Source organism: Streptomyces racemochromogenes (assembly GCF_039535215.1).
Classification (GTDB): Bacteria; Actinomycetota; Actinomycetes; order Streptomycetales; family Streptomycetaceae; genus Streptomyces; species Streptomyces racemochromogenes.
On sequence record NZ_BAAAWT010000001.1, the window covers coordinates 5,027,006 to 5,053,074 of the forward strand.

The following is a 26,069-nucleotide window of genomic DNA, read 5'->3' on the forward strand; positions in this document are numbered from 1 at the left end:
GTGAAACAGGCCTGTGTCGCGACCGTGTCACCGACGCGCGATGCACCGGATGCGATCGCCCCGCCATTCTGTGGATCGCCGCGGCCGAGAAGGCGACGGGAAGGTCCGCGGTCACCCGACCCAAGAAAGGAGTGCAAAGCATGCCGAAGAAGCCGCGCGGTCGCCGGGCCGCAGTGCCGCCCCGGCGCAGCTCGTTTCCGCCGAACCGCAGGAAGCGGCCCCCCGGTCCGCCCAGGACCGCGCCGCCGACCGACCCGCCGCCCGCGCCGCCCGCGGTATAGCGGGTTCTGAAACCGAGGGGTTGGAGGCCGGGTGCCTGCGCGATGGCGGGTGCCCGGTCGATCCGACGGCGAACTTGCTCAGCGACACCTACTGGAGGGAACGCATGGGACTGCTCCGCTGGAACGGCGTGTTCGACGCCGTGGACGAACAGTTCGGGGAACTGGCCCCGGACGGGAGCCGTGACCTGTGGATCGCCACGGCGGAGGGAGGACTGAGCCTCCCGGTCGGAGAGGCCCGTGCCGCCGCTCTCGCCGTCGGCGGCGGTGACTCGATGCGGCGCGCCGTATGGGCGGAGGTGGTCCGCCGGGCACGCGGCGAGGATTCCACGGGCGAGCCGTGGAGCCTCTTCGGCGTCTGGCTGGGCCTGCCCGTCCTGCGGGGACTGAGTTTCCGGGTGGGCCGCTATGCGCGTGGCGAGCGCAAGGACGTGGAATCCGAGCTGCTGCTCGGCTTCGTCGAGGCGGTACGGGACGCCGATCCGGAGGCGTCGGACGTGGGGCACGCCCTGCTGGTGGCAGCCGGGCGCCGGGCCTGGGCGTTCGCCAAGTCCGCCGAACGGGAGACGGCGGTGGAGGACACCGAACTGCTCTCCGCCTGCCGGGGCGCGCCCCAGGGCGACCCGCTCGCTGTCGACGGCTGGGAGATTCACCTGCCGGCGCCGGCGCGACAGGGTGGCCTCTCGGCGCCCCTGCGCCTGACGGCCGGCTCGCGGACCGCGGAAGGCGAACGGCTCGGGATGGTCGCGGAGGAACTCGGTTTGGGGGATGTGCTCGACCGTGCCCGGTGCCGTACGCGAGGCCGCACCCGCGTGGCCACGGTTTCCCTTCGCTGCCCGAGGAAGGCGCTGTGACCGGGACCGGGAAGCCGGGGCTGACTCTCGGCGAAGCCTTTGACCTGCCGTTGTCCGTCGGCCTGCAGACGGCCGCCGCCGCGTACGGGCTCAGCCTGTCCACGGCGTACAAGCTGGTGCGCCAGGGCCGCTTCCCCTGTGAGGTGAGGAGGGTGGGAGGGCGCTACCGCATCGCCACCGCGGTCCTCATGCGGTCGCTCGGCATCGAGGAGATGCCCGTCTACCTGGACGACGTGGAGAACGGAGCCGCCATATGCCGACAGGAACAGCTGCCCTTGGACGACGGCCACTGAACCGGCCGCAGACGTCCGGATCCGCTGCTTTTGACAGCTCGCCTGATCGGAGTAACGGTGGATAGGACCTAAAAGCCCGATAAGTGCTATTTGTATCGGAGGTGCATGAAGATGCGCCGTAGGATCGTCGGAGCCGTTGTCGCCGGGGCCGCCGGACTCACCCTGGGTCTGCTGCCGGTCGCGAACGCCTCCGCCCATGACGGTGGCTGGGACTCGCGCTCGGACCACCGCCACTCGAACCACTGGGACGATGACGACTGCGGTGGGAACGGCCGCTGGAGCGACCACGACCACGGCTGGAACGACAACGACTGGGGCCGTTGGGACAACGCGAGCTGGCACGACCACGGCGACTGGTACGACGACTGGGGCGGCTGGCGCTGACCACCTCGCACCCCCACTCCCGGTGCCCCTGCCCCGCTCAGCGGAGCAGGGGCATCGCGCCGGTCAGCTCGCGCAGGGCCCGGACCGCGAGGTCCGCGGGGGAGCCGGGGCCCGAGACCGGGGCGTCGCCGGCCGACCAGAGCTCCAGGGAGACGCGGATCGCGTCCGTGGCCGCCGCCGCGAGCAGGCGTACCGACATCGGGTCCGCCTCCGGGCCGGCCAGCCGGGCCACCACCGGGACCAGGCGCTCCTCGGAGTCCTGGTTCACCCGGTACCAGACCGCCCGCAGCGCCTCGTCGGAGGCCGCCGCCCGCAGCAGGCCGCGGGTGACCTCCAGCCCCTCCTCGACGGTCCGGGAGTCGCTCAGCGAGCGCCGCACCGCCCGCTCCAGGGCCTCCGCCAGGGGGGTTCCCGGGCGCTCCTCGGCGAGCAGCGCCCGCCAGGCGTCGCCGCCGCCCGCCAGCAGCGGGGCCACGGCCTCCTGCTTGTTGCGGAAGTAGCGGTAGAACGTGCGCAGCGCGACCCCCGCCCGGTGGGCGATGTCCTCGGCGGTGGTGCCGTCGGGGCCGTTCGCGGCGAAGAGCTCGCACGCGGCGCGGGCGATGTCGAGCTGGGTGGCGGCCTTGCGGCGCTCGGTCAGCGACTGGGTTCCGGGGCCGCTCTGGGGGGAGTACGGGCGGGGAGATCTCACGGGTGAAGACTACGCCAGCGCCGGCTGAAGAATGCATTTCATGCCAGGCTGGCAAAACGTGTCACACGCTCGGTAGGCTCGCCCCCATGAACCGTTACGAAGGACGTCGCGTCCTCATCACCGGCGGCGGCTCGGGCATCGGCCAGGCCACCGTCCACCGCATTCTCTCCGAGGGCGGCCGCGTCCACGCCGTCGACGTGAACGAGGCCGGACTCAAGGCCACCGCCGACCGGGCGGCCGGCGACGGCACCGCCGGCCGGCTGACCACCGCCGTCCTGGACATATCCGACGAGGCCGCCGTCAAGACGGGCGTCGCCGCCGCCGTCGACGCGCTCACCGGCGTCGACGTACTGGTCAACGCGGCGGGCATCCTGCGCTCCGCGCACACCCACCAGACCACGCTCGACCTGTGGAACCAGGTGATCTCGGTCAACCTGACCGGCACCTTCCTGATGATCCGCGAGTCGCTCCCCGCCCTGCTGGCCGGCGAGCAGCCCGTCGTCGTCAACTTCAGCTCCACCTCGGCGAGCTTCGCCCACCCCTACATGTCCGCCTACGCGGCCAGCAAGGGCGGCATCCAGTCCATGACCCACGCACTGGCCGCCGAGTACAGCAAGCAGGGCCTGCGCTTCGTCAGCGTCGCCCCCGGCTCCATCGAGAGCGGCATGACCACCGGCACCGGCCCCGGCCTGCCCGAGGACACCGACTGGAGCCTGTTCGCCAAGCTCGCCCCCGCCCTCGGCCAGGGCTTCGCCGGCCCGCAGACCGTCGCCGGCGTCGTCGCGATGCTCGGCTCCGAGGACGGCGCCTTCATCACCGGCACCGAGATCCGCATCGACGGCGGAACCCACTACTAGGAGCGGAAGCGGTCCCAGAGCCGGGGGAAGCGCTCCGCCAGCACGGCTTCGTTCTCGAAGTCCAGCGGGGTGCCCTCCGGCTCCTCCGCCTGCAACGGGATCCCCAGGTCCGGCGCCACCACCCCGGTCAGCTGCTCGTAGGCCTCGTCGGCCGCGTACCCCAGCTCCTCGCCGTCCCCGTCGATCTCCTCGTCGAAGTCGCCCAGCAGCTCCGCCAGCCGGTCCGGATCGTGCACCGCGCCCTCGAAGACCTCCCTGCCCTGACCGATCAGCCAGCACCGGAAGTAGTCGAACGCGTCGTCGCTCGCCCCGTCGAGCAGCACCCACGCCGCGCCCCACAGGTCCCAGGTGTACGCCCGGTTGTACCGGGACTCGAAGTGCCGCGCGAAATCCAGCACGGAGTCGGGGTCGAGCTGCGCCAGCCGTTCCACGAGCAGCTCGGCATGCTCCTCGGGGTCGCCCTCGGCGGCCTCGCGGGTACGGTCGACGATCTCCCAGAACTCCGTCTCGTCCATCACGGGATCCAGCATCACGGCTGCACCCCCGCGTCGCCACCGCTCGTACGGCCAAAGGCCGGTGTCCCACCCCCTTGGGGGTGCGACACCGGCCTTCGGCACGTCAGCGGGACACGGCTCAGAGGCCGTAGCGCTCCCGGGCCTCCTTGACGGCGGACGCCGGCACCTCGCCGCGGCGGGCGAGCTGGGCCAGCGAGGCCACCACGATCGACTGGGCGTCGACACCGAAGTGGCGGCGGGCGCCCTCACGGGTGTCGGACAGACCGAAGCCGTCCGTACCCAGCGAGGTGTAGTCCTGCGGGACCCACTGGCTGATCTGGTCCGGGACCTGGCGCATCCAGTCGGAGACCGCGAGGACCGGACCCGGGGCGCCCTCCAGCACGCGGGTCACGTACGGGGTGCGCTCCTCGCCGCGCAGCAGCGCCTCGTCGCACTCCAGCGCGTCGCGGCGCAGCTCGCCCCACGAGGTGGCGGACCACACGTCGGCGGCCACGTTCCAGTCGGCGGCCAGCAGCCGCTGCGCCTCCAGGACCCAGTGGATCGCCGTGCCCGAGGCCATGAGCTGGATCTTCGGGGCGTCGGCGGCCGGGGCCGCCTCCAGGTCGGCGGCCGTGTTGAACCGGTACAGGCCCTTGACGATGCCTTCCTCGACGCCCTCGGGCATCGCGGGCTGCACCTTCGGCTCGTTGTAGACCGTCAGGTAGTAGAAGACGTCCTCGGGCTGCTCGCCGTACATGCGGCGCAGACCGTCCTTGACGATCACCGCGATCTCGTACGCGAAGGCCGGGTCGTAGTTGAGCGACGCCGGGTTCGTGGACGCGATCAGGTGCGAGTGGCCGTCCGCGTGCTGGAGGCCCTCACCGGTCAGCGTGGTGCGGCCGGCGGTGGCGCCGACGATGAAGCCCTTGCCGAGCTGGTCGGCGAGCTGCCACATCTGGTCGGCGGTGCGCTGCCAGCCGAACATCGAGTAGAAGATGTAGAAGGGGATCATCGGCTCGCCGTGCGTCGCGTACGACGTGCAGGCGGCGATGAAGTCGGCCATGGCGCCGGCCTCGGTGATCCCCTCGTTGAGGATCTGGCCGTCCTTGGCTTCCTTGTAGTACATCAGCTGGTCGCGGTCGACCGGCTCGTACGTCTGGCCCAGCGGCGAGTAGATGCCGGCCGACGGGAAGAGCGACTCCATACCGAAGGTTCGGGCCTCGTCGGGGACGATCGGCACCCAGCGCTTGCCGGTCTCCTTGTCCCGCATCAGGTCCTTGACCAGGCGGACGAAGGCCATGGTGGTGGCCATCTCCTGCTTGCCGGAACCCTTGATGAGCGGGGCGAAGGAGCGGTCGGCCGGAGCCGGCAGCGCCACCTGGTGGACCTTGCGGGCCGGGGCGGGGCCGCCGAGGGCCGCGCGGCGCTCGTTCAGGTACCGGACCTCGGGGCTGTTCGCGCCCGGGTGGCCGTACGGGACCTTGCCGTCGGCGAAGGCGCTGTCCGGGATCGGGAGGCCAAGGAGGTCGCGCATGTCCTTGAACTCGTCGATCGTCAGCTTCTTCATCTGGTGGTTCGCGTTCTTCGACTCGAACCCGGCGCCCAGCGTGTAGCCCTTGACGGTCTGCGCGAGGATGACCGTCGGAGCGCCCTTGTGCTCCAGGGCGGCCTTGTACGCGGCGTACACCTTGCGGGGCTCGTGGCCGCCGCGGGAGGTGTGGAAGCACTCGGCGATCTTCGCGTCGGAGAGCAGCGCGCCCAGGGCGGCGAGCTCGGCGTTGGCGCCGAAGAAGTGCTGGCGGATGTAGGCCACGTCGCGGGTGGCGTACGTCTGGAACTGCGCGTCCGGTACCTCGCGCAGGCGGCGTACCAGGGCGCCCGTGGTGTCGAGCTGGAACAGCTCGTCCCAGGCTGTGCCCCACAGGGTCTTGATGACGTTCCAGCCGGCGCCGCGGAACTGGGCCTCCAGCTCCTGGACCACGCGGAAGTTCGCGCGGACCGGGCCGTCGAGGCGCTGCAGGTTGCAGTTGATGACGAACGTCAGGTTGTCGAGCTGCTCGCGGGAGGCCAGGGCCAGGGCGGCGGTCGACTCGGGCTCGTCCATCTCGCCGTCGCCGAGGAAGGCCCAGACGTGCGAGTTGGAGGTGTCCTTGATCTTGCGGTTCTCCAGGTAGCGGTTGAAGCGCGCCTGGTAGATCGCGGAGAGCGGGCCGAGGCCCATGGAGACCGTGGGGAACTCCCACAGCCACGGCAGGCGCCGCGGGTGCGGGTAGGACGGCAGGCCGTTGCCGCCGGACTCCTGGCGGAAGTTGTCGAGCTGCTGCTCGGAGATGCGCCCGTCGAGGAAGGCGCGGGCGTAGATGCCGGGGGAGGCGTGGCCCTGGATGTAGAGCTGGTCGCCGGATCCGTCGGCCTCCTTCCCGCGGAAGAAGTGCTGGAAGCCGGTCTCGTACAGCCACGCGGCGGAGGCGAAGGTGGCGATGTGGCCGCCGACGCCGTACTTGGAGCCGCGGGTCACCATGGCGGCCGCGTTCCAGCGGTTCCAGGCGGTGATCTTGGCTTCCATCTCCTCGTCACCGGGGAAGGCCGGCTCGGCGGCGGTGGGGATGGTGTTGACGTAGTCCGTCTCCAGCAGCTTCGGCAGGGCGAGGCCGGCGGCCTCGGCGTGCTGGAGGGTGCGGCGGAGCAGGTATTCGGCGCGGCGCGTACCGGCGGCCTTGGCGACGGCGTCGAGGGAGGCCGCCCATTCGGCGGTCTCCTCGGTGTCGCGGTCCGGGAGCTGGTCGAGCTCGCTCGGAAGCTTTCCTACGGGGTCGGACATCGGTGTGCGCCGCCTTCCGGACAAAGGAGAGGAGGTGGTGAAGAAAACCCTGACGGGCAGGACAGGGTCGATGGACCCGGTTGGGGCCCGCAGTGACTGTAAATCCCTGATCGATGATCGATCAAATAAAAGTGACCAATAATCGACGCCGGGACGAAAGTCGGCACCCGGTGCCATGAAGGCAGGCACCCGGTGCCGGTTTCATCAGTACATGTCAACCCAGCTGGAATTCACTGGAGGATCGCTAAAACCCGCAGGTCAGAAGGGGTGTGGGGGAGGGGTCAGGCGCTACGCGGGGCGCAGCCCAGGACGTGCCGCTTCACCAGAACCCCGATATCGGGGTCCTGGCTGCGGAACGCCGCGACGAGGGCCTCGTGCTCCTCGGCGTAGGACTTCTGGACGGTTCCCAGCCACCGGATGGACAGGGCCGTGAAGACCTCGATGCCCAGGCTCTCCCAGGTGTGCAGCAGCACGCTGTTCCCGGCCGCCCGCACCATCTCCCGGTGGAAGCCCACCGTGTGCCGCACCTGCGCCGTGCCGTCCTGGATCCGGTCGGCCTCCCACAGGGCCTCCACGTGCGGCTCCAGGGCCGAGCAGTCGGCCGCCAGCTTCGGGGCGGCCAGCTCGGCCGCGATCTGCTCCAGGCCGGCCCGGACCGGGTAGATCTCCTCCAGGTCGGCCGCCGAGAGGTTCCGTACGCGGACGCCCTTGTTCGGCGCCGACTCGATCAGCCGCAGCGTCTCCAGCTCGCGCAGCGCCTCGCGCACGGGCGTCTGGCTGACCTCCAGCTCCACGGCGATCCGGCGCTCGACGATCCGCTCGCCGGGCTTCCAGCGGCCGCTGACGATCCCCTCCACGATGTGCTCGCGGATCTGCTCGCGCAGCGAGTGCACGACGGGTGGGGTGATCATCGGGTTTCAACTCCTGTGTGTGCGGACACGCGGGGCCTGATGCGTAGACAATACGGCCGCCGTGGCCTGCTCCGATGCGTTCGTGGTCAGGGACGCAGGGTGAGGCTCGTTACAACGGGGCGCGACGGGGCACAACGACGGCGCCCCCGCCCGGACGAATCCGGACGGGGGCGCCGCGAGCGACAGCCGGGGCTGTGCGCAGGGCCTTACAGGCCGAGCTCGACCTCGAACTCGCCGGCCTCGAGGATCGCCTTGACGGCGGTGAGGTACCGGGCCGCGTCCGCGCCGTCCACCAGGCGGTGGTCGTAGGACAGGGTCAGGTACGTCATGTCGCGGACACCGATGACGGTGCCCTCCTCGGTCTCGATGACCACGGGACGCTTGACCGTGGCACCGATGCCCAGGATCGCGACCTGGTTCGGCGGAACGATCACCGTGTCGAACAGCGCACCGCGCGAGCCGGTGTTGCTGATGGTGAAGGTCGCGCCGGACAGCTCGTCCGGGGTGATCTTGTTGCCGCGGACCTTGGCGGCCAGGTCGGCGGTCGCCTTGGAGATGCCCGCCAGGTTGAGGTCACCGGCACCCTTGATGACCGGGGTCATCAGGCCCTTCTCGGAGTCCACGGCGATGCCGATGTTCTCCGAGTCGAAGTAGGTGATGGTGCCCTCGTCGTCGTTGATCCGGGCGTTGACGACCGCGTGGGCCTTCAGCGCCTGGGCAGCGGCCTTGACGAAGAACGGCATCGGGGACAGCTTGACGCCCTCGCGGGCGAGGAAGCCGGCCTTGGCCTTCTCGCGCAGCTTCATGATCTTGGTGATGTCCACCTCGACCACGGAGCTGAGCTGCGCCTGCGAGTGCAGGGCCTTCATCATGTTGTCGCCGATGACCTTGCGCATGCGGGTCATCTTGACCGTCTGACCGCGCAGCTCGGACACCGCGGCCGGAGCCTTGGCGGCCGGGGCGGCAGCGGCGGCGGCCGGAGCCGGGGCGGCGGCGGCCTTGGCGGCCTCGGCGGCGGCCAGGACGTCCTGCTTGCGGATGCGGCCACCGACACCGGTGCCCGTGACCGTCGCCAGGTTGACGCCGGACTCCGAGGCGAGCTTGCGCACCAGCGGGGTCACGTACGCGCCCTCGTCGCCGGAGACGGCGGCGGGAGCGGCCGGCGCGACCGGAGCCGGGGCGGCGACCGGCGCCGGAGCGGCCGGAGCGGCGACGGGGGCCGGAGCGGCGGCCGGAGCCGGGGCGGCCGGAGCCGGGGCGGCCACGGGGGCCGGAGCCGGAGCGGCGGGGGCCGGGGCGGCGGCCGGAGCCGGAGCCGGGGCAGCGGCGGCCGGGGCGGCGGCCGGAGCCGCGCCCGCGACACCGATGACGGCGAGACGGGCGCCGACCTCGGCGGTCTCGTCCTCGGCGACCAGGATCTCCAGCAGGGTGCCGGAGACCGGCGCGGGGATCTCGGTGTCGACCTTGTCCGTGGAGACCTCGAGCAGCGGCTCGTCGGCCTCGACGGACTCGCCGACCTCCTTCAGCCAGCGGGTGACGGTGCCCTCGGTGACCGACTCGCCCAGCGCGGGCAGCACGACGTCGGTGCCGGAGGCGGCGCCCGCCGGAGCGGCGGCCGGAGCCGGGGTCTCGGCCGGTGCGGGGGCGGCCGGGGCCTCGGCGGCGGGGGCCTCGGCGGGGGCCGGGGCCGCGGGGGCCTCGGCGGCGGCCGGGGCGGCAGCGGCGGCCGGGGCGCCGGAGCCGTCGTCGATGACGGCCAGCTCGGCGCCGACCTCGACGGTCTCGTCCTCGGCGACCTTGATGGAGGCCAGGATGCCGGAGACGGGGGAGGGGATCTCGGTGTCGACCTTGTCGGTCGAGACCTCGAGCAGCGGCTCGTCGGCCTCGACGCGCTCGCCCTCGGCCTTGAGCCAACGGGTGACAGTGCCCTCGGTGACGCTCTCGCCGAGCGCCGGAAGGGTTACGGAAACCGACATGGTTTCAGTTGCTCCTAACGAAAGTGCGGAAGTGGTCGTCGCGCCCGTGACGATTAGTCGTGTGCGTGAAGCGGCTTGCCGGCCAGGGCCAGGTGGGCCTCGCCGAGGGCCTCGTTCTGGGTCGGGTGCGCGTGGATGAGCTGCGCGACCTCGGCCGGCAGGGCCTCCCAGTTGTAGATCAGCTGGGCTTCGCCGACCTGCTCGCCCATCCGGTCACCGACCATGTGGACGCCGACCACGGCACCGTCCTTGACCTGGACGAGCTTGATCTCGCCCGCGGTCTTCAGGATCTTGCTCTTGCCGTTGCCCGCCAGGTTGTACTTGAGGGCCACGACCTTGTCCGCGCCGTAGATCTCCTTGGCCTTGGCCTCGGTGATGCCGACCGAGGCGACCTCGGGGTGGCAGTACGTGACGCGCGGGACACCGTCGTAGTCGATCGGCACGGCCTTCAGGCCGGCCAGGCGCTCCGCGACGAGGATGCCCTCGGCGAAGCCGACGTGCGCGAGCTGCAGGGTGGGGACGAGGTCACCCACGGCCGAGATGGTCGGCACGTTGGTCTGCATGTACTCGTCGACCAGGACGTAGCCGCGGTCCATCGCGACGCCCTGCTCCTCGTAGCCCAGGCCCTGGGAGACCGGGCCGCGGCCGATGGCGACCAGCAGCACCTCGGCCTCGAAGGTCTTGCCGTCGGCCAGCGTGACCTTGACACCGGTCTCGGTGTACTCGGCGGACTGGAAGAAGGTGCCCAGGTTGAACTTGATGCCGCGCTTGCGGAAGGCGCGCTCCAGGATCTTGGAGCTGTTCTCGTCCTCGACCGGGACGAGGTGCTTGAGGCCCTCGATGACGGTGACGTCGGTGCCGAAGGACTTCCACGCCGAGGCGAACTCGACGCCGATGACGCCGCCGCCCAGGATGATCGCGGACTGGGGCACGCGGTCCAGGACCAGCGCGTGGTCCGAGGAGATGATCCGGTTGCCGTCGATGGTCAGGCCCGGCAGCGACTTCGGCACGGAGCCGGTCGCCAGCAGGACGTGGCGGCCCTGGATGCGCTGGCCGTTGACGTCGACGGAGGTCGGGGAGGACAGACGGCCCTCACCCTCGATGTAGGTCACCTTGCGGGAGGCGACCAGGCCCTGCAGGCCCTTGTACAGGCCCGAGATGACCTCGTCCTTGTACTTGTGCACACCGGCGATGTCAACGCCCTCGAAAGAGGCCTTGATACCGAACTGTCCGGCCTCGCGTGCCTGGTCGGCGATCTCACCGGCGTGCAGCAGAGCCTTCGTGGGGATGCAGCCGTTGTGCAGGCAGGTGCCGCCGAGCTTGTTCTTCTCGATCAGCGCAACGTCGAGACCCAGCTGGGATGCGCGCAGAGCCGCGGCGTAACCGCCACTGCCACCGCCGAGGATCACTAGGTCGAAAACGGTGCTGGCGTCGTTCGCCACGTCACGTCCTCCATGCATGTGCGCCGGGCACCGGTCCTCTGTGACCGGGCGGCGGCTGGTAATCGGCCGCTTGTTTCTTCGGCCCTGTGGTGGGGGCCCTGTCCTGCCGAGAACCCATCTTCGCATTTGTCGGGGGAACGCGGGACGCCGGGCCCCGGGTGTGGACCGTCGTTCTGCCCGAGATCCGGGTTACCCGTGCGTAGAAACCTACTGATCCTCGACGTTTCTTCCAGAGCGAACGCGCCCCGGGACCTCGACAGGGGTCCCGGGGCGCGGTGCGTGTCACAGCGGGCGTCTCACGAGCTGGTACGCGGACGCCCGCGCGACGGGGTCCGGGGCGTCAGCCCAGGTCGCCCGTGGCGGTGCGCTCGGCGAGGCGCACCAGGGTGCGCACGGCGGAGCCGGTGCCGCCCTTGGGGGTGTAGCCGTACGGCGCGCCCTCGTGGAAGGCCGGGCCCGCGATGTCCAGGTGCGCCCAGGTGATGCCCTCGCCGACGAACTCCTGGAGGAAGAGGCCGGCCACCAGGCCGCCGCCCATCCGCACGCCCATGTTGGCGATGTCGGCGGTGGGGGAGTCCATGGTCTTGCGCAGGTCCTCGGGGAGCGGCATCGGCCAGGAGGCCTCGCCGACCTCTTCCGCGATCTCGTGGATCGAGGTGCGGAAGGCGTCGTCGTTGGCCATGATCCCGAAGGTGCGGTCGCCGAGCGCCAGCACCATGGCACCCGTGAGGGTGGCGACGTCGACGATGGCGTCCGGGTTGTCCTCGGAGGCCTTGGTCAGGGCGTCGCCCAGGACCAGGCGGCCCTCGGCGTCCGTGTTCAGGACCTCGACGGTCTTGCCGCTGTACATGCGCAGCACGTCGCCCGGCTTGGTGGCGGAGCCGGAGGGCATGTTCTCGGCGAGGGCGAGCCAGCCGGTGACGTTGACCTGGAGGCCCAGCTTGGCGGCGGCGATGACGGCGGCGAAGACGGCGGCGGCGCCGGCCATGTCGCACTTCATCGTCTCGTTGTGGCCGGCCGGCTTCAGGGAGATGCCGCCCGAGTCGTAGGTGATGCCCTTGCCGACGAAGGCGAGGGTCTTCTCCGCCTTGGCGTGGGTGTAGGAGAGCTTCACCAGGCGCGGGGCGTTCTCGGAGCCCTTGCCGACGCCCATGATGCCGCCGTAGCCGCCCTTGACCAGCGCCTTCTCGTCCAGGACCTGGACCTTGACGCCGTTCTCCTTCGCGGTCGCGGAGGCGACGGCGGCGAAGGCCTCGGGGGTGAGGTCGTTCGGCGGGGTGTTGATCAGGTCGCGGGCGACGTTGACCTCGGTGGCGACGACGACGGCGCGCTCGGCCGCGGCCTTGTGCTCCTTGTCGCGCGGCTTGGCGCCGAGCAGGGCCACCTCGGCCAGGGGCTGCTTCGGGCCGCCGTTCTTGGCGGCCTTCTTCTCGCCACCCTGGTACGCGGTGAAGGCGTACGCGCCGAGCAGCGCGCCCTCGGCGACGGCGGTGACCGCGGAGGCGTCGTCCAGGGGGAGGGCGAACGCGGCCTTCTTCGAGCCGTGCAGGGCGCGGGCGGCGGAGCCGGCGGCGCGGCGCAGGGCCTCCTCGTCGAAGGACTCGTCCTGCTCAGGCGCCGCACCGAGGCCGACCACCAGCACGACCGGGGCCTTGAGGCCTGCCGGGGCGGGCAGCTTGGTGGTCTCGCCCTCGGCGCCCGTGGCGCCGAGCGAGTCGAGCACGGCGGCGAGCTTTCCGTCGAACGCCTTGTCCACGGCCTCGGCGCCGGCGGCCACGACGAGCCCCTTCGGGCCCTTCGCCACGCCGACCACGAGGGCGTCGGCGCGCAGCGTCGCAGCGCCGGCAGTGCTGAGAGTCAGAGCAGTCACGGTGGTGAAGTCTCGCTTCCGTTTGTGTTAGTGGGCGCTTGGGTCGCGTCGGGGTCACCGGCCGCTCCGCAGCGATCGTATTAGGGCCCGGCGGCCGCCGGAAACGAGCCTACGCGCAGGTAGTCGTCCGTACGCCACTGCAAGGTTTGTCAAGTTGTTCGATCAACGCGCCATCAGGTTCACCCATCTGTGGACTCTGCTCCAGGTTTGCCCCTTAGAGCTGACGGGGTCCGAGAGACTCGCATCACTCTCGCAAGGGGACGTGGGGTCCTTTTGCATGATTTCCACAGTGCCTCCCCGGCCCGGCCGTCCGCCATGGGCCGTCGTCGAGGGATGCCTGCGGGGGGAAGGCCGAAATGGTCAACAAGAACCGGATGAACAGGGCCGCCGCGTCGATGGCGGCGGCAGCCCTGATGTCCGTGGCAGTACCCGCCGCGACCGCCGAGGCGGCCACGGCGACACCGCGCATCGACCTGAAGGTGCTCGTCGTCGACGACGGCGGCAGCTCGGTCGGCGCGATCACCGCGCAGCTCAAGGACACCGGCGTCCCCTACACCAGGGTCGACCTGGCCGGTGCCGGCCGCCCCGTCATCGACGCCGCGTTCCTCGCCGACACCGTCGACGGCCGCCCGCGGGCCAAGTACCAGGGGGTCGTGCTGCCCAACGAGAACCCCTTCGGCGAAGGCTCCGCCGAGATGGCGGCGCTCACCGCGTACGAGACGACGTACGGGATCCGCCAGGTCGACGCCTACACCTGGGCCCACCCGGGGGTCGGCCTGGAGTACACGGACAACGGCGGCTACAGCGGCCAGCTCGACGGCACCCAGGCCGCCGTCACCGCCGCCGGCAAGGCGGGCCCCTTCGGCTACCTCGGCGGTCAGGTCACCTTCGAGGACAACTCCGCCATGGTTCCGGAGAGCTACGGCTTCATGGCCAAGCCCCGCACCGGCTACACCAGCTACCTCGACGCCCCCGTCACCGGCGGCCGCGCCTCCCTCGTCGGCGAGTACACCCACGACGGACGCAGCGAACTCGTCGTCACCTTCGGCTACAACCAGTACCAGCAGCAGTTCCGCCTGCTGGCCCGCGGCATCGTCGACTGGCTCACCCAGGGCGTCCACCTCGGCCAGGAGCGCAGCTACTTCGCCGTCCACGTCGACGACGTCTTCGCCCCCGACGCCCGCTGGAGCAAGGAGCTCAACTGCACCCCCGGCGACTACGCCTGCGCCGGCGGCGAGGGCAAGGAGAGCACCATCCGGATGACCGCCGCCGACGCCCAGTACGCGGCGCAGTGGCAGACGTCCAAGAACTTCAAGCTGGACATGCTCTTCAACGCGGGCGCCGGCGAGGAGTGGAAGACCGCGAACGGCGGCACCGACGCGATGACCGCCCAGCTCGTCGCCGACCGCGCCAAGTTCCGCTGGATGAACCACACCTACACGCACCCCTTCCTCGGCTGCGTCCAGGACACCAGCGCCAACCCCTGGACCTGCACCAAGAACGCCCAGGGCGCCACCAACTGGATGAGCCGCGCCGACATCTCCGCCCAGATCCGCGACAACAACAACTGGGCCGCGGCCAAGGGCATCACCCTCGACCGCTCCGAGCTGGTCACCGGCGAGCACTCCGGCCTCAAGACCCTCCCGCAGCAGCCGCAGGACAACCCCAACCTGGCCGGCGCCCTCGCCGACAACGGGGTCAAGTGGGCCGGCAGCGACAACTCCCGCGAACCCGACCAGCGGGCCGTCGGCGCCGCCCTGACCGTCCCCCGCCACCCGATGAACGTGTACTACAACACGGGCACCAACGCGGAGATGGCCGACGAGTACAACTGGATCTACACCAGCCGCGCCGACGGCGGCAGCGGCATCTGCGAGGACAACCCGGCGACCTCCACCTGCCTGCCGGCCCCGCTGGACACCAACACCGGCTACCTCGACCACATCGTCCCCGCCGAGGCGCGCACCGCCATGCGCCACGTGCTGGCCAACGACCCCCGGCCGCACTACGTCCACCAGTCCAACCTCGCCGAGGACCGCACCCTCTACCCGGTGCTCAACAAGGTCCTCGACACCTACCGCGCGCTCTACGCGCCCAGCGCGCCGATCGTCAACCAGAGCATGAAGGACACCGGCGTCGAGCTCCAGCGACGCGCCGCCTGGAACAAGGCCGTCGCCGAAGGCAAGGTGACCGCCTACAAGATCGGCAAGGACGTCGTCGTCAAGGCCCCCTCCGGAGTCGCCGCCCCCGTCACCGCCCCGAACGGCACCAAGAAGCAGCTGCTCCTCGGCACCGCCGACTTCGGCACCGCCTACGCCGGCACCCGCTCCACCTGGACGGCCCCCGAAGCACTCCAGTCGCAGGTCACGCTCAAGCTCCTCTGACCCGCCCACCACACCCGAACCACCCGCGCGACCCGTCCCGGCCGTACTGCCCGTACCGCCGCCCGGACGACCGCGGCACACGTAACACCCAGAGCCGGCGCTCCACGCGCGCACCACGGGCGCCGGCCCCTTTTCCGTCCTGGGGGGACACACCACATGAGCCATGGGCGTCATGTCACCATGCTCACCGAAGGCACCTACCCGCACGTCCACGGCGGCGTCAGCACCTGGTGCGACCAGCTGGTACGCGGCATGCCGGAGGTCGACTTCAACGTCATAGCCCTCACCGGCTCCGGACGAGAGCCGGTCACCTGGGAGCTGCCGCGCAACGTCTACCGGCACACCGCCGTCCCCCTCTGGGGACCGCCGCCCGCCCGCACCCGCCGCACGGCCCTGCGCGGCAAGGCCCGCCGCCGCTTCACCGAAACGTACGAAACCTTCCTGCTCTCCCTCATCGACCCCGCGCACGGGGGCTTCTCCGAGGCCCTCGGCGAACTCGCCCGCCTCGCCCGCGCCGGCCGCCTCGCCCCCGCCCTGCGCTCCGAATCGGTCCTGCGCCTGCTGATGACCGCGTGGACCCGCCCCGGCCTGGTCACCGCCGCCGCCGAACCCACCGTCCACGACGCGCTCACCGCCACCGACCTGCTGGAACACGCCCTGCGCCCGCTCGCGGTACGCATCCCGCCCGACAGCGTCGCCCACGCCGTCAGCAGCGGCCTCGCCACCCTCCCCGCCCTCGCCGCCAAACGCCTCGACGGAGTGCCCTTCCTCCTCACCGAGCACGGCATCTACCTGCGCGAGCGCTACCTCGGCTACCGCACCGCCGCCCAGCGCTGGCCCGTCAAGGCCCTGATGCTGGGCTTCTACCGCGAGCTCAACTCCGAGGGCTACCGGCAGGCCGACCTGATCACCCCCTGCAACCAGTACAACCGCCGCTGGGAAGAACGCGGGGGCGCCGACTCCGAACGCATCCGCACCGTCTACAACGGCGTCGACCCGCACGCCTTCCCCCAAGCCGGCCCCGAACCGGACGTGCCCACCCTCAGCTGGTGCGGCCGCATCGACCCCATCAAGGACCTCGAAACCCTCATCCGCGCCTACGCGTTCATGCGCGAGGAACTCCCCGCCCTGCGCCTGCGCCTCTTCGGACCCGTCCCGGCCGGCTGCGAGGACTACCGGCTGCGCCTGGAGAAACTCGCCGCCGAACTCGGCGTCACCGACGGCATCACCTACGAGGGCCGCATCGACCAGGTCGCCAAGGCCTACGCCGCCGGCTCCGTCGTCATGCTCTCCAGCATCAGCGAAGGCTTCCCCTTCAGCATCATCGAAGCCATGTCCTGCGGCCGCACCACCGTCTCCACCGACGTCGGAGGCGTCCGCGAAGCCGTCGGCGACACCGGCCTCGTCGTCCCGCCCCGCGAACCCGAGACCATGGCCCGCGCCACCCTCGCCCTCCTGCGCGACGACGAACGCCGCGCCGAACTCGGCCGGATGTCCCGCCAACGCGTCGTCGAGAAGTTCACCCTCCACCAGTCCGTCGACGGCTTCCGGCACATCTACCGCGAACTCGCCGACCGGACCCGTTTGGACCGGCCCGTCCTGCCCCTCCGCACCGGCGACGACTGGACCCGCCGGATCACCGACCCCTGGTCCCAGGACCCCCGGAACAAGGAACTCGCGGCCGACGGGAGCATGTGGTGAGCGGATCCCTCTGGCTCAAGCCCCCCGGCCCCGAGGGCACCTGGGTCCACATCGGCCGCCCCGCCCCCGCCGGACGCACCGACACCCTGCCCGACCTGCCCCGGCCCCGCCCCGGCGGCCCCGGGGCCCCGGCCGCCGACCCCATGGACGAACTCGCCGACCGACTGGGCGCGTTCGCCGGCGCGGCCGTCCACCCCGACGAGATCGCCGCCATCCTCGAATCCGACGGGATGACCGACGAACACATCCGCCTCACCTACGGACGCCACGACTCCTTCGCCCTCGCCGAAGAGCTCTACGCCCGCGTCCCCCGCACCTTCCCCGAACCCGACCGCCTCCCCGACCCCTGGAAGGTCTCCCTCACCGCCTGCCTGCTCCGAGGCCTGATCTTCGCCCTCCCCGGCCTCGCCTACGTCCTCGGAGCACCCCTCCTCGAAGGCCCCCCCGACCGGCTCGGACTTCCCGCCGGCACCCTCACCCTCCTCGCCGGAGCCCTCATCGGCTGGGTCTGGGACCAGAGCCTGTCCCACCGCGCCTACTCCTGGCTCGGCCTCGGCGACCGGGCCGCCGCCGGACGCACCCTCCTCGTCGGCGCCCCCGCCGGAGCCCTCCTCGGCACCGCCGCCGCCTTCGCCGTCCCCGGCGGCCCGCCCTTCTCGTACGCCTTCGCCGCCGGCCAGGCCGTCTACGTCGGCGCCGCCACCGTGCTCCTGGTCCTGGGCCGCGAACGGCTGCTGCTCGCCGCACTCGGCCCCATGGCCGCCGGAGCGGTCCTCGCCCTGTTCACCGACCCGTCCGTGCCCGTACGCGTCACCCTGCTCCTCGTGTCCCTGCTGGCCGCCTGCGCCCTCGCCCTGCGGGAGCTGCCGGTCGCCCAGGGCGTACGGGCCGGGGTGCGCAGGATCCACCGCTGGGCCGAACGCCGCCCGGGCGAAGGCGGCCCCGTGCGCTGGCGGATGCTGCGCGGCGCCGAGGAGGACCACACCCGGCGCGGACCCCGCATCGGGGACTCCGCGCCCTACGGGGTGTTCGGCCTCGGCACCGGCCTGCTCGTGCTCTACGCCGCGCTGGGGGAGGTCCTCAGCGGCGGCCCCGCCGAAGCCGTCGCCGCACCCTCCGCGGTCGCCCTCACCCTCAGCATGGGCCCCGCCGAATGGCTCCTCCACCGCTTCCGCAGCGGCAGCCTCGCCGGGCTGCGGGCGGCCCGCTCACCCGGCGCGTTCTGGCGCCGGATGCTCGCCACCCTGGCCCGTTGCCTCACCGCGTACCTCGCGGTGCTGCTCGTCCTCGGCGTCACCGGCACCCTGCTGTGGCCGCACGCCCCCGGCCTCACCGGACTCCGCGTCGCCACCCTGCTGCTGCTCGGCACCGTGATGTGGACCGGGCTGCTCCTGCAGTCCTTCGGCGCGGTCCGCCCCGCCGCCGTGGTCTGCTCCGGCGCGGCCTTCGCCCAGAGCCTGGCCCTGCTCACCGGGACCGGACCGCCCCGCCTGGTCCAGCTGGCGGTGGCCGGCACCGCGGCGGCCGCCCTGGCCGTCCTGGTCTGCCTGCTCCTCGGCCGCGCCACCGCACACCGCTGAAGCACCGCCGACGCACCGCCGACGCACCGCCGACGAAGGAAGACGAAGGAACCCCATGCTGCTGGTGCCGCTCTACGAGCACCCCGCCGACCGGCCCGAGGAATGGGAACGGCTCATCCGCTCCGCCGGACAACTGCACTCGGTGGTGCTCAACCCCGACAGCGGACCCGGCCGCGCCCCCGACGAACGGTTCGCCGCCGTCGCCGCCCGGCTCCGCGACGCCGGCGTACCCGTCCTCGGCTACACCGACACCGACTACGGGCGGCGCCCGCACGCAGCCGTCGTCCAGGACCTGCTGCGCCACCGCGACTGGTACGGGGCCGACGGTGCCTTCCTCGACCAGGCCGCCGCCGACCCGGAGCTCCTCCCGCACTACGGCCGGCTCGCCGTCGCGGCCAGGGCGGCGGGCGCCCGTACGCTCGTACTGAACCACGGAGTCCACCCCCACCCCGGGTACCTCCGGCTCGCCGACCTGCTCGTCACCTTCGAAGGCCCCTGGGACGCCTACCGCGACCAGGCCGCCACCCCGCCCCCGTGGACCGCCGACCACCCCGCCCGACGGTTCTGCCACCTCGTGTACGCCGTCCCGCCGGACGCCCCCGCCGCCGAACTCGCCGCCGAGCGCCACGCGGGGGTGCACTGCGCGGTCCCCGGCACGGGGGCCCACCCGTGGGGCACCCTCCCGTACGCCCTGGAGGCATCCGGATGAAGCGTTTCTCCCCGCTCCTGGTGGCGGGCCTGCTGCTGCTCACGGCGGCGGCCTGCACCGCGGAACCCGGCGATGACGAAGAGGGCGTCGGCCCCGCCCCCACCTGGCCCGCGCAGAAACCGGGGGAACGCTGGCAACCCCGCCCGGGCACGCCCTGGCAGTGGCAGCTCACCGGCAAGCTGGACACGTCGGTCGACGTGCCGGTGTACGACGTCGACGGCTTCAACACGACGAAGGAGCAGGTCGCCACCCTCAAGGGCCGGGGCCGGCACACCATCTGCTACGTCTCCACCGGCGCCTGGGAGGACTTCCGCCCCGACGCGGGCGACTTCCCGGCCCCGCTCCTCGGCAAGGGCAACGGCTGGGAGGGCGAACGCTGGCTCGACATCCGCCGGGTCGGTGACCTGGAACCGCTGATGGCGAAACGCTTCGACATGTGCCGCGACAAGGGCTTCGACGCGGTCGAACCCGACAACATGGACGCCTACCGCAACGACTCGGGCTTCCCGCTCACGGCCGAACACCAGCTGACGTACAACCGCCTCATCGCGAAACTGGCCCACGACCGGGGCATGGCGGTCGGCCTCAAGAACGACCTCGACCAGATCCCGCAGCTGGTCGGCGACTACGACTTCGCGGTCAACGAACAGTGCGCGGAATACGACGAGTGCGACACCCTGACCCCCTTCATCAAGGCGGGCAAGGCGGTCTTCCACGCGGAGTACGAACTCCCGACGTCCCGCTTCTGCAAGCAGTCCAAGCGCCTGCAACTCAGCTCCCTGCAAAAGAAGCTGGACCTGGACGCGTGGCGGAGGGCGTGCTGACGGGGGTTGGCGGTTCGGGCCCGCTATCTCCCCATCGACCCCCTGGGGCCGGGCGGTAGTTGCCCACCCGCGCCCTCATCTGCGGGCCGGTGGCTGGGGGGCGGGGTGCCCTCGGACGGTCTCAGAGCAGGTTGGGGGTTTCCCGGCAGTCTTTCGTCCTTCCGGTTCGGGCCGGCCTGTCAAGGGCGCTCCTTCGTCGCGTCACTTCGTGATCGCCTTCGGCGACCCTTGACAGACCGACCCGAACCGGAAAGCCGAAAGACTGCCGGGAAACCCCCAAAGAAACGGGACGGACGATCCTGGAGGAGCGGCTCCCTCAGCGCTGAGACGAGGGGCCAGGCGCCGGCCCGCCCGACATCCGGCCCCCAAATCCGCGATTCCGGGCCGGGTGCGCGGCTACCCGCACGAGAGGTTGATCAGACCGACCTGGGAAGCCCCCAGGCGCGACAGATCGCTACGCGCTCCTCATTTCTCAGCGTCTGACGACCGCCTGCGGCTGCTACCCGCACGAAAGGTTGACCAGAGCAGCCGGGGAAGCGGATGGGCGCGTCAGATCGCTACGCGCTCCTCGAATCTCGCGTCCGACCGTCGGTTTGGGCTTGGCGAGGGCCTACATCTTCTGGCAGCTCACCTTTGCGCCGTGGTACGGGAAGGTGACCGTTTTGCCCTTCCAGCCAACATTCCAAGGCGACAGCTTCTTGCTGCTGCCCTCACCGAACTCCATCTCCATGAGGTCTTTCACCTCGCCGGGTACGTTACTCACGTGGTAGGGACCGTCGTCACCCTTGATCTCCAGCTTGCCGCCGGAGATCTGCCACGTCCCGGAGGTGCCCCTGCCTCCGCCCTGGCTCACCTGGTACGTGCCGTCTCCAACGGTGACCGTTCCGGAGATCCCTCGGGCGCCGGCGGCGATCGTGCAGTCCCAAGTCCCCTTTGCGGCCTCCTCCAGGGACTTCTCACCCGCACAGGCCGCAACGGCGAGCGCCGCTGGAACAGCCGTCACCGCGACGGATGCCCACTTCATCCAACGCTTCATCGCTTAGTTCCCCCAAGGTTGCCGACTTCCCTTAGCGAGCGGGACCCTACCTGAAGTTGATCAAGGGCATCACCGTGCAAGTTCATGCAAGTCGGGTGCATCCGATGCCGTCTGCATCGCAAGCTTTCACACAGCGATCGTCAGCCCTGAGCGAGGAGGACCCATGGCTCTGCACAAGCTCGGCAAGGACCCTGAGAGCAAAGACGGCGGCTCGCCCACGATCTACCTCGACGACGTCACGGACACGTACCTGGTGCAGGGATTCAAGGTGACGGACGCGGAGCGTAGGCGGTTGATGGACATCCCGGACCACGAAGATGTCATCGAGCTGCCACGGCGCATGGTGCAGTACTTCTTGGAGGTTAAGGGTGTCGACGGTCCCGTCGTTTGAGGAGCTTCTCGCATCGACCGAGCACAGTGCGATCCATCTGGAGATGCGGGACGGCTACATGGAGTCCGACCCAAGCTTCGTCGCCTGGCAGCAGGGCTTCCGTGACCTGCCCGAAGACAACGATCCTGAGATCCGCCCTTGGCTCAAGTGGGTTCGCAAGGCCACGGACAGAGGCGTTGTGATTCGAAGGGCCCGCGTGTTCTCCGTTCCGGAGTCGGACTACCTCCGCTTCGAGCATCACGTCTCGGACGCCAACGTCAAGGCAGGGGAGCAGATCAGATGGCTCTCCCGCCGTCACGCGACTGACATCGCCTTCCCAGGCAACGACTTCTGGGTGTTCGACAACAGGACCGTGCTCATCCTGCACTTCGACGGGAACGGCGAGTCCGCCCCGGGCGAGTGGCTGGAGATGACGGAGGACCCGACGGTCCTCAAGCTGTGCACCAGCGCGTTCGAAGCGGTCTGGGACCGCGCAACGCCGCACTCGGAGTACCAGCCCACCTAGCCTGTGAACACGTCACCTTCATCGGCAGTCCAAGACGCCCGCGCTGCTCTCGGTAGACGGCTGCGAGACATTCGCAAGCCGACCGGCCTGACAGCGCGGGCGTTGGCCGCGCGTGCCGGCTGGAGTGAGTCCAAGGCCTCTCGCCTCGAGAACGGCAAGACGTCGCCCTCTGATCGAGACCTCCTTGCCTACGTCACCATCTGCGGAGTTCCCGAGTCGTACGAAGACCTGCGTGCCACTGCCCACGGCATCGACGAGATGTACGTGGAGTGGAGACGTTTGCAACGCGCAGGCCTCAAGCATGGGCAAGAGGCCCATGTCCCGTTGTACGGACGTACCAGCCGCTTCCGCATCTACGAGCCCGGAGTGATCCCAGGCCTGGTTCAGACGGCTGGCTATGCGACCGCCATCATGAGCCGCATTGTCACGTTCAGACAGATCCCTGATGACGTCGAGGCGGCGGTCAGGGTGCGCGTGCGCCGCCAGTGCTACCTCCACGACACACACCGGCGCTTTGGAATCGTGCTGGAGGAATCCGCGCTCCGCTCCCGCTTCGGCGGCCCTGGGGTAATGGCCGCGCAGCTGGGACACCTGCTTCAAGTAGCCGCGCTGCCGAACGTCAGCCTCGGCGTGATCCCTACCACCGTCGAAAGGGTCATGTGGCCCGTCGAAGGGTTCTGGATCTACGACGACACCCAAGTGATCATCGAACTGGCAACCGCGCAGATCACCGTGAAGCAGCCCAGCGAGATCGAGACGTACGCCCGCATGTTCGCAGAGCTGGCCAAACTGGCTTGCCACGGGCAGGCGGCCCGCGCGCTGATCGCGGAAGCCATCACCGCGCTCGGGTGACTCCGCGCAAGCCCATGCAAGTTCGTTGAGGCCGTGCTGGCTTCGTCCCTACCGTCGTCAGCACAGCCGGCGACTTGAAGGCGGATGACATGGCGAGGGCGAAGACGAAGGCTCCGGACTGTGAGTGGGAGTACGTGACGTACCCCCCGCCGGGGAGCAAGTGTTCGGCCTGTCGCTGTCGGCTGGGGCTGTTGGAGCCCGTCCGTCGCGGAGCCACCGAACGTACCTCTGGCAGTCCTGTCGCCATGTACCGGCACGTCGAGTCGTGCCGGGTACCTGCGTGAGGCGGCTCGCGGAGTACATGACGCCCGAGGAACGTCGAGCACGTGCCTGGCGCTCCTTCCAATCCCGACGACCGGAGAAGGCGGAGCCGCGCGTTCTGTGCGGACGAGTACGGGTACGAGCGTGTGCTGGCGGACCGTGTGATGGACCAGGCCATCGCGTTCGTGTACGTCCTCGGCAGCGAGAAGGCCTACGACCTCGCTCCGAGTCAGCAGGTGGACCCGGGCTGGCACACCTTCATGCTCCACAGCCAGGAGTACACCGATTGGTGCCAGGCTCGGTTTGGCTTCTTCGTGCACCACGCCCCGAACTCCAAGGTCCGCACCAGGCCCCTAATGGTGTTCACGGCGGACCGGATCAAGGCGGCCGGTTTCGCGGTGGACACGAGCCTGTGGGGCACGGCCGCCGATTGCAACCAGTCCGCGTGCTGCGGCGACGGCCCCTGCTGCTGAACGACAGCGGTCCGGGCGTGGCTACGGCGCCCGGACCGCACCATCCCAAGGGTTCCACTGATGAGCAGCAATGGCGAGGGCCTGACAGGACGAAGCCGGGTCACCGTGTTCACGATGTTCGGGATCGTCTTCGGTTACGCCACCCACCACCTTGATCAGCGGCGTATCGGTGATGTGGCCGTGACCGGCCCCCTGACCCCCGGGGTCCAGTGGGGCCGGCTCTGGCAGATGGCCCGCACGTGCAGTCGCGCGACGGCTACGGATCACGAGCTGGCCCAATGGATCCTCACACAGGCCACTCGCTCGTTCGTCTGCGGAAGCGGCCACATCACTCACTTTCACGAACAGGACTGGAAGCTGGAACCCGGCGGCAAGCGCGTCCGCTTCGACGCGACCTACGCCAACCGCGACCACCTGTGGACGGGAAACCTCACCGTTGAAGGCCTCACCCCCGACCAGACGGCAGAACGACCGACCATCTACCGTGCCTAGGCACCTCTTGCCCGCCACCTCGGCTGCACTGACGGATGCGCCTTCAGGAGGACGCGATGAGTGAGCAGTACGAATACGTCCCTCACCGTCTCCTCCGTCGCCGTGTCCGCGACATCGCCTCCGGCGCCGAAGGCGAGCTGATGGCTGTCATCAACGAGAACGTCTCGGATTCCGCCGCCCATGAGCGCTGGATGGAGCTGGCCTACATCCGCGATACCTCCGGCCGCGAGTTCACCACTGCCGCCACCAACGTCGAACCCGCCCCGGACCAGCCCAAGACGGCCGCCGGCCGCCGAGACCAGAGGAGCGCGTAGCGATCTGTCGCGCCTGTCGGGTCCCTGGGCTGCTCTGTTCGGCCTCTGGTGCGGGTATCGGCCACAGGCGGTCGTCGGACGCTATGCCGGGAGGAGCGCGTAGCGATCTGTCGCGTCTGGAGGGGGCTCTGATCAACCTCTCGTGCGGGTAGCCGCGCACCCGGTCCGGAATTGCCGCTCCTGAGGGCCCGGATGCCCGGCGGGCCGGCCACCGGCTCCTCGTCTCAGCGCTGAGACGCCCGTCCCTGCTCCTCTGAACCGTCCCGTTTCTTTGTGGGTTTCCCGGCAGTCTTTCGGCTTTCCGGTTCGGGTCGGTCGGTCAAGGGTGGCCGAAGGCCATCGCGTAGCGACGCGACGAAGGAGCGCCCTTGAGGGACCGGCCCGAACCGGAAGGACGATGGGACTGACGGGAAACCCCCAACCATCGATGAGACCGCCCCGCAGGGTGCCGCCCCCCACCCCCTCGAGGGGAGATAGAGGGCCCGAGGCACGGGCCCCTACCCCGGCAGGATCGCGTGGACCCTGAAGCCGCCCCCGTACCGGGGGCCCGCGAAGCAGGAGCCGCCCAGGGCGCCCGTGCGTTCGCGCATGCCGAGGAGGCCGTGGCCGCCGCCCGGGTCGAGGGGGGTCGGGGAGGAGTCCGCCGAGTCGCCGCCGTCGTCCAGTACGGTCACCTCCACCGAGGGCCCGACCCGGACCACGCTGACCTCGGCCCGCGCTCCCGGGCCCGCGTGCTTGCGGACGTTGGTCAGCGCCTCCTGGATGACCCGGTACGCCGCCAGGTCCACGGCCGCCGGCAGCGGCTCGGTGCCGGGGCCGAGCTGGACGGTCGCCGCCACCGGGAGGCCCGCGTGCCGGAAGGTGTCGAGGAGTTCGTCCAGCAGGGCCAGTCCCGGCGCGGGTTCCGTCGGGGCTTCCGGGTCGCCGGACTGGCGCAGCAGACCCACGGTGGCGCGCAGCTCGTTCAGCGCGCTGCGGCTGGCGTCCCGTACGTGGGCGAGGGCTTCCTTCGCCTGGTCGGGCCGCTTGTCCATGACGTGCGCGGCCACCCCGGCCTGGACGTTGACGAGGGCGATGTGGTGGGCCACCACGTCGTGCAGGTCCCGGGCGATCCGCAGCCGTTCCTCGGCGACGCGCCGCCGGGCCTCCTCCTCGCGGGTCCGTTCGGCCCGCTCGGCCCGTTCCCGTATGGCGTCGACGAAGGCCCGCCGGCTGCGCACGGCGTCGCCTGCGGCGGCTGCCATTCCGGTCCAGGCGAAGATGCCGATGTTCTCCTGCGCGTACCAGGGCATCGGGCCGGCCAGCATCGCCACTCCGGTGAGCCCGGCCATCGTGAGCAGCCCGGTCCGCCAGGTGGTGGGCCGGTCGGTGAGCGCTGCGACCGTGTACAGGGCGATCACCGCGCTCATGGCGACGGGTGCCCTCGGCTCGCCGGTGGTCAGTTCCAGCAGGGACAGCCCGCAGGTGACGGCGAGCACCGTACGGGGTCTGCGGCGCCGCAGGACGAGGGCGGCCGCGCCGAGCAGCATCAGCAGCAGGGAGAAGGACTCGGGCGTGCGCGTGCCGAAGGTGGGGCCGTGCGGCCCGTGGGGGTCCGCGAAGGACCCGACGACCATGGCGGCCAGTGCCCCGAACGCGAGCACGGCGTCGGTGGCGAGCGGGTGCGCCCGCATCCA

Annotated in this window: 24 protein-coding genes; 15 read left to right on the forward strand and 9 right to left on the reverse strand. The window is 70.7% G+C overall.

Annotated features, from left to right (window positions below):
* Positions 1–385 precede the first annotated feature (385 nt).
* The 3 genes from ABD973_RS23120 to ABD973_RS23130 all read left to right on the forward strand — a co-directional run bounded on the left by ABD973_RS23120 (position 386) and on the right by ABD973_RS23130 (position 1,809).
* On the forward strand, positions 386–1,132 hold the full coding sequence (locus ABD973_RS23120; protein ID WP_125820918.1) for a hypothetical protein: 747 nt from the start codon (positions 386–388) through the stop codon (positions 1,130–1,132).
* On the forward strand, positions 1,129–1,425 hold the full coding sequence (locus ABD973_RS23125) for a helix-turn-helix domain-containing protein (RefSeq protein WP_241253205.1): 297 nt from the start codon (positions 1,129–1,131) through the stop codon (positions 1,423–1,425). The genes ABD973_RS23120 and ABD973_RS23125 overlap by 4 nt, the downstream gene beginning before the upstream one ends.
* Before the next feature lie 111 nt (positions 1,426–1,536).
* Positions 1,537–1,809 (forward strand): hypothetical protein, encoded by a 273-nt coding sequence (locus ABD973_RS23130; protein WP_125595529.1) that lies wholly within the window; start codon positions 1,537–1,539, stop codon positions 1,807–1,809.
* A gap of 37 nt (positions 1,810–1,846) precedes the next feature.
* Here the strand turns inward: ABD973_RS23130 and ABD973_RS23135 are convergent, their stop codons facing one another.
* Positions 1,847–2,500, reverse strand: coding sequence for a TetR/AcrR family transcriptional regulator (locus ABD973_RS23135; RefSeq protein WP_125595530.1), 654 nt, complete (start codon positions 2,498–2,500; stop codon positions 1,847–1,849).
* An 86-nt stretch (positions 2,501–2,586) separates the two neighbouring features.
* Between ABD973_RS23135 and ABD973_RS23140 the strand changes: the two genes are divergently transcribed.
* Positions 2,587–3,357, forward strand: coding sequence for an SDR family NAD(P)-dependent oxidoreductase (locus ABD973_RS23140; RefSeq protein ID WP_125820916.1), 771 nt, complete (start codon positions 2,587–2,589; stop codon positions 3,355–3,357).
* On the opposite strand, the gene ABD973_RS23145 is transcribed toward ABD973_RS23140, so the two are convergent.
* From ABD973_RS23145 to ABD973_RS23170, 6 genes are all read right to left on the reverse strand, one after another.
* The gene (locus tag ABD973_RS23145; protein ID WP_206436636.1) at positions 3,354–3,875 is read right to left on the reverse strand and encodes a DUF4240 domain-containing protein; all 522 of its coding nucleotides are present in this window, start codon (positions 3,873–3,875) and stop codon (positions 3,354–3,356) included. The genes ABD973_RS23140 and ABD973_RS23145 overlap by 4 nt on opposite strands.
* A 115-nt stretch (positions 3,876–3,990) precedes the next feature.
* Entirely contained in the window at positions 3,991–6,672 is a 2,682-nt protein-coding gene (gene aceE, locus ABD973_RS23150) for a pyruvate dehydrogenase (acetyl-transferring), homodimeric type (RefSeq protein ID WP_125820915.1), read from the reverse strand.
* A 281-nt stretch (positions 6,673–6,953) separates the two neighbouring features.
* Positions 6,954–7,580: a GntR family transcriptional regulator gene (locus tag ABD973_RS23155; protein ID WP_125595539.1), complete on the reverse strand. Its 627-nt coding sequence runs from the start codon at positions 7,578–7,580 to the stop codon at positions 6,954–6,956.
* A gap of 209 nt (positions 7,581–7,789) precedes the next feature.
* Positions 7,790–9,559 (reverse strand): 2-oxoglutarate dehydrogenase, E2 component, dihydrolipoamide succinyltransferase, encoded by a 1,770-nt coding sequence (sucB, locus tag ABD973_RS23160; protein WP_125820914.1) that lies wholly within the window; start codon positions 9,557–9,559, stop codon positions 7,790–7,792.
* Between the two features lie 53 nt (positions 9,560–9,612).
* Positions 9,613–11,001 (reverse strand): dihydrolipoyl dehydrogenase, encoded by a 1,389-nt coding sequence (gene lpdA / locus ABD973_RS23165; RefSeq protein ID WP_125595533.1) that lies wholly within the window; start codon positions 10,999–11,001, stop codon positions 9,613–9,615.
* Between the two features lie 340 nt (positions 11,002–11,341).
* Positions 11,342–12,871 carry a leucyl aminopeptidase gene (locus tag ABD973_RS23170; protein WP_125595534.1) on the reverse strand — a complete coding sequence of 510 codons (1,530 nt, stop codon included), beginning with the start codon at positions 12,869–12,871 and terminating at the stop codon, positions 11,342–11,344.
* 356 nt (positions 12,872–13,227) lie between these two features.
* Between ABD973_RS23170 and ABD973_RS23175 the strand changes: the two genes are divergently transcribed.
* The 5 genes from ABD973_RS23175 to ABD973_RS23195 all read left to right on the forward strand — a co-directional run bounded on the left by ABD973_RS23175 (position 13,228) and on the right by ABD973_RS23195 (position 20,069).
* On the forward strand, positions 13,228–15,255 hold the full coding sequence (locus ABD973_RS23175; RefSeq protein ID WP_345501884.1) for a hypothetical protein: 2,028 nt from the start codon (positions 13,228–13,230) through the stop codon (positions 15,253–15,255).
* A gap of 156 nt (positions 15,256–15,411) precedes the next feature.
* Positions 15,412–16,956: a GT4 family glycosyltransferase PelF gene (gene pelF / locus ABD973_RS23180; RefSeq protein WP_125820912.1), complete on the forward strand. Its 1,545-nt coding sequence runs from the start codon at positions 15,412–15,414 to the stop codon at positions 16,954–16,956.
* The gene (locus ABD973_RS23185) at positions 16,953–18,536 is read left to right on the forward strand and encodes a hypothetical protein (RefSeq protein WP_345501887.1); all 1,584 of its coding nucleotides are present in this window, start codon (positions 16,953–16,955) and stop codon (positions 18,534–18,536) included. Before pelF ends, ABD973_RS23185 begins: the two co-directional genes overlap by 4 nt.
* Before the next feature lie 55 nt (positions 18,537–18,591).
* On the forward strand, positions 18,592–19,245 hold the full coding sequence (locus ABD973_RS23190) for a spherulation-specific family 4 protein (RefSeq protein WP_125605169.1): 654 nt from the start codon (positions 18,592–18,594) through the stop codon (positions 19,243–19,245).
* The gene (locus tag ABD973_RS23195; protein WP_345501890.1) at positions 19,242–20,069 is read left to right on the forward strand and encodes an endo alpha-1,4 polygalactosaminidase; all 828 of its coding nucleotides are present in this window, start codon (positions 19,242–19,244) and stop codon (positions 20,067–20,069) included. Before ABD973_RS23190 ends, ABD973_RS23195 begins: the two co-directional genes overlap by 4 nt.
* A gap of 610 nt (positions 20,070–20,679) precedes the next feature.
* Here the strand turns inward: ABD973_RS23195 and ABD973_RS23200 are convergent.
* The gene (locus ABD973_RS23200; protein WP_125820910.1) at positions 20,680–21,093 is read right to left on the reverse strand and encodes a hypothetical protein; all 414 of its coding nucleotides are present in this window, start codon (positions 21,091–21,093) and stop codon (positions 20,680–20,682) included.
* 175 nt (positions 21,094–21,268) lie between these two features.
* Between ABD973_RS23200 and ABD973_RS23205 the strand changes: the two genes are divergently transcribed.
* The 6 genes from ABD973_RS23205 to ABD973_RS23230 all read left to right on the forward strand — a co-directional run bounded on the left by ABD973_RS23205 (position 21,269) and on the right by ABD973_RS23230 (position 24,393).
* Positions 21,269–21,496 carry a hypothetical protein gene (locus ABD973_RS23205; RefSeq protein ID WP_125820909.1) on the forward strand — a complete coding sequence of 76 codons (228 nt, stop codon included), beginning with the start codon at positions 21,269–21,271 and terminating at the stop codon, positions 21,494–21,496.
* Entirely contained in the window at positions 21,474–22,001 is a 528-nt protein-coding gene (locus tag ABD973_RS23210; RefSeq protein ID WP_125820908.1) for a DUF6879 family protein, read from the forward strand. Before ABD973_RS23205 ends, ABD973_RS23210 begins: the two co-directional genes overlap by 23 nt.
* A gap of 3 nt (positions 22,002–22,004) precedes the next feature.
* The gene (locus tag ABD973_RS23215) at positions 22,005–22,853 is read left to right on the forward strand and encodes a helix-turn-helix domain-containing protein (protein WP_345501893.1); all 849 of its coding nucleotides are present in this window, start codon (positions 22,005–22,007) and stop codon (positions 22,851–22,853) included.
* Positions 22,854–23,278: 425 nt separating this feature from the next.
* A complete protein-coding gene (locus tag ABD973_RS23220) occupies positions 23,279–23,587 on the forward strand; it encodes a glycine-rich domain-containing protein (RefSeq protein ID WP_125820906.1) in 309 nt (102 codons plus the stop codon).
* Positions 23,588–23,647: 60 nt separating this feature from the next.
* The gene (locus tag ABD973_RS23225) at positions 23,648–24,079 is read left to right on the forward strand and encodes a hypothetical protein (protein WP_125820905.1); all 432 of its coding nucleotides are present in this window, start codon (positions 23,648–23,650) and stop codon (positions 24,077–24,079) included.
* Between the two features lie 56 nt (positions 24,080–24,135).
* Positions 24,136–24,393, forward strand: a complete 258-nt coding sequence (locus ABD973_RS23230) for a hypothetical protein (protein ID WP_125820904.1) — start codon at positions 24,136–24,138, stop codon at positions 24,391–24,393.
* Positions 24,394–24,890: 497 nt separating this feature from the next.
* Here ABD973_RS23230 and ABD973_RS23235 read toward each other — a convergent pair whose 3' ends face one another.
* Entirely contained in the window at positions 24,891–26,066 is a 1,176-nt protein-coding gene (locus ABD973_RS23235) for a sensor histidine kinase (protein WP_125823955.1), read from the reverse strand.
* Positions 26,067–26,069: the final 3 nt, after the last annotated feature.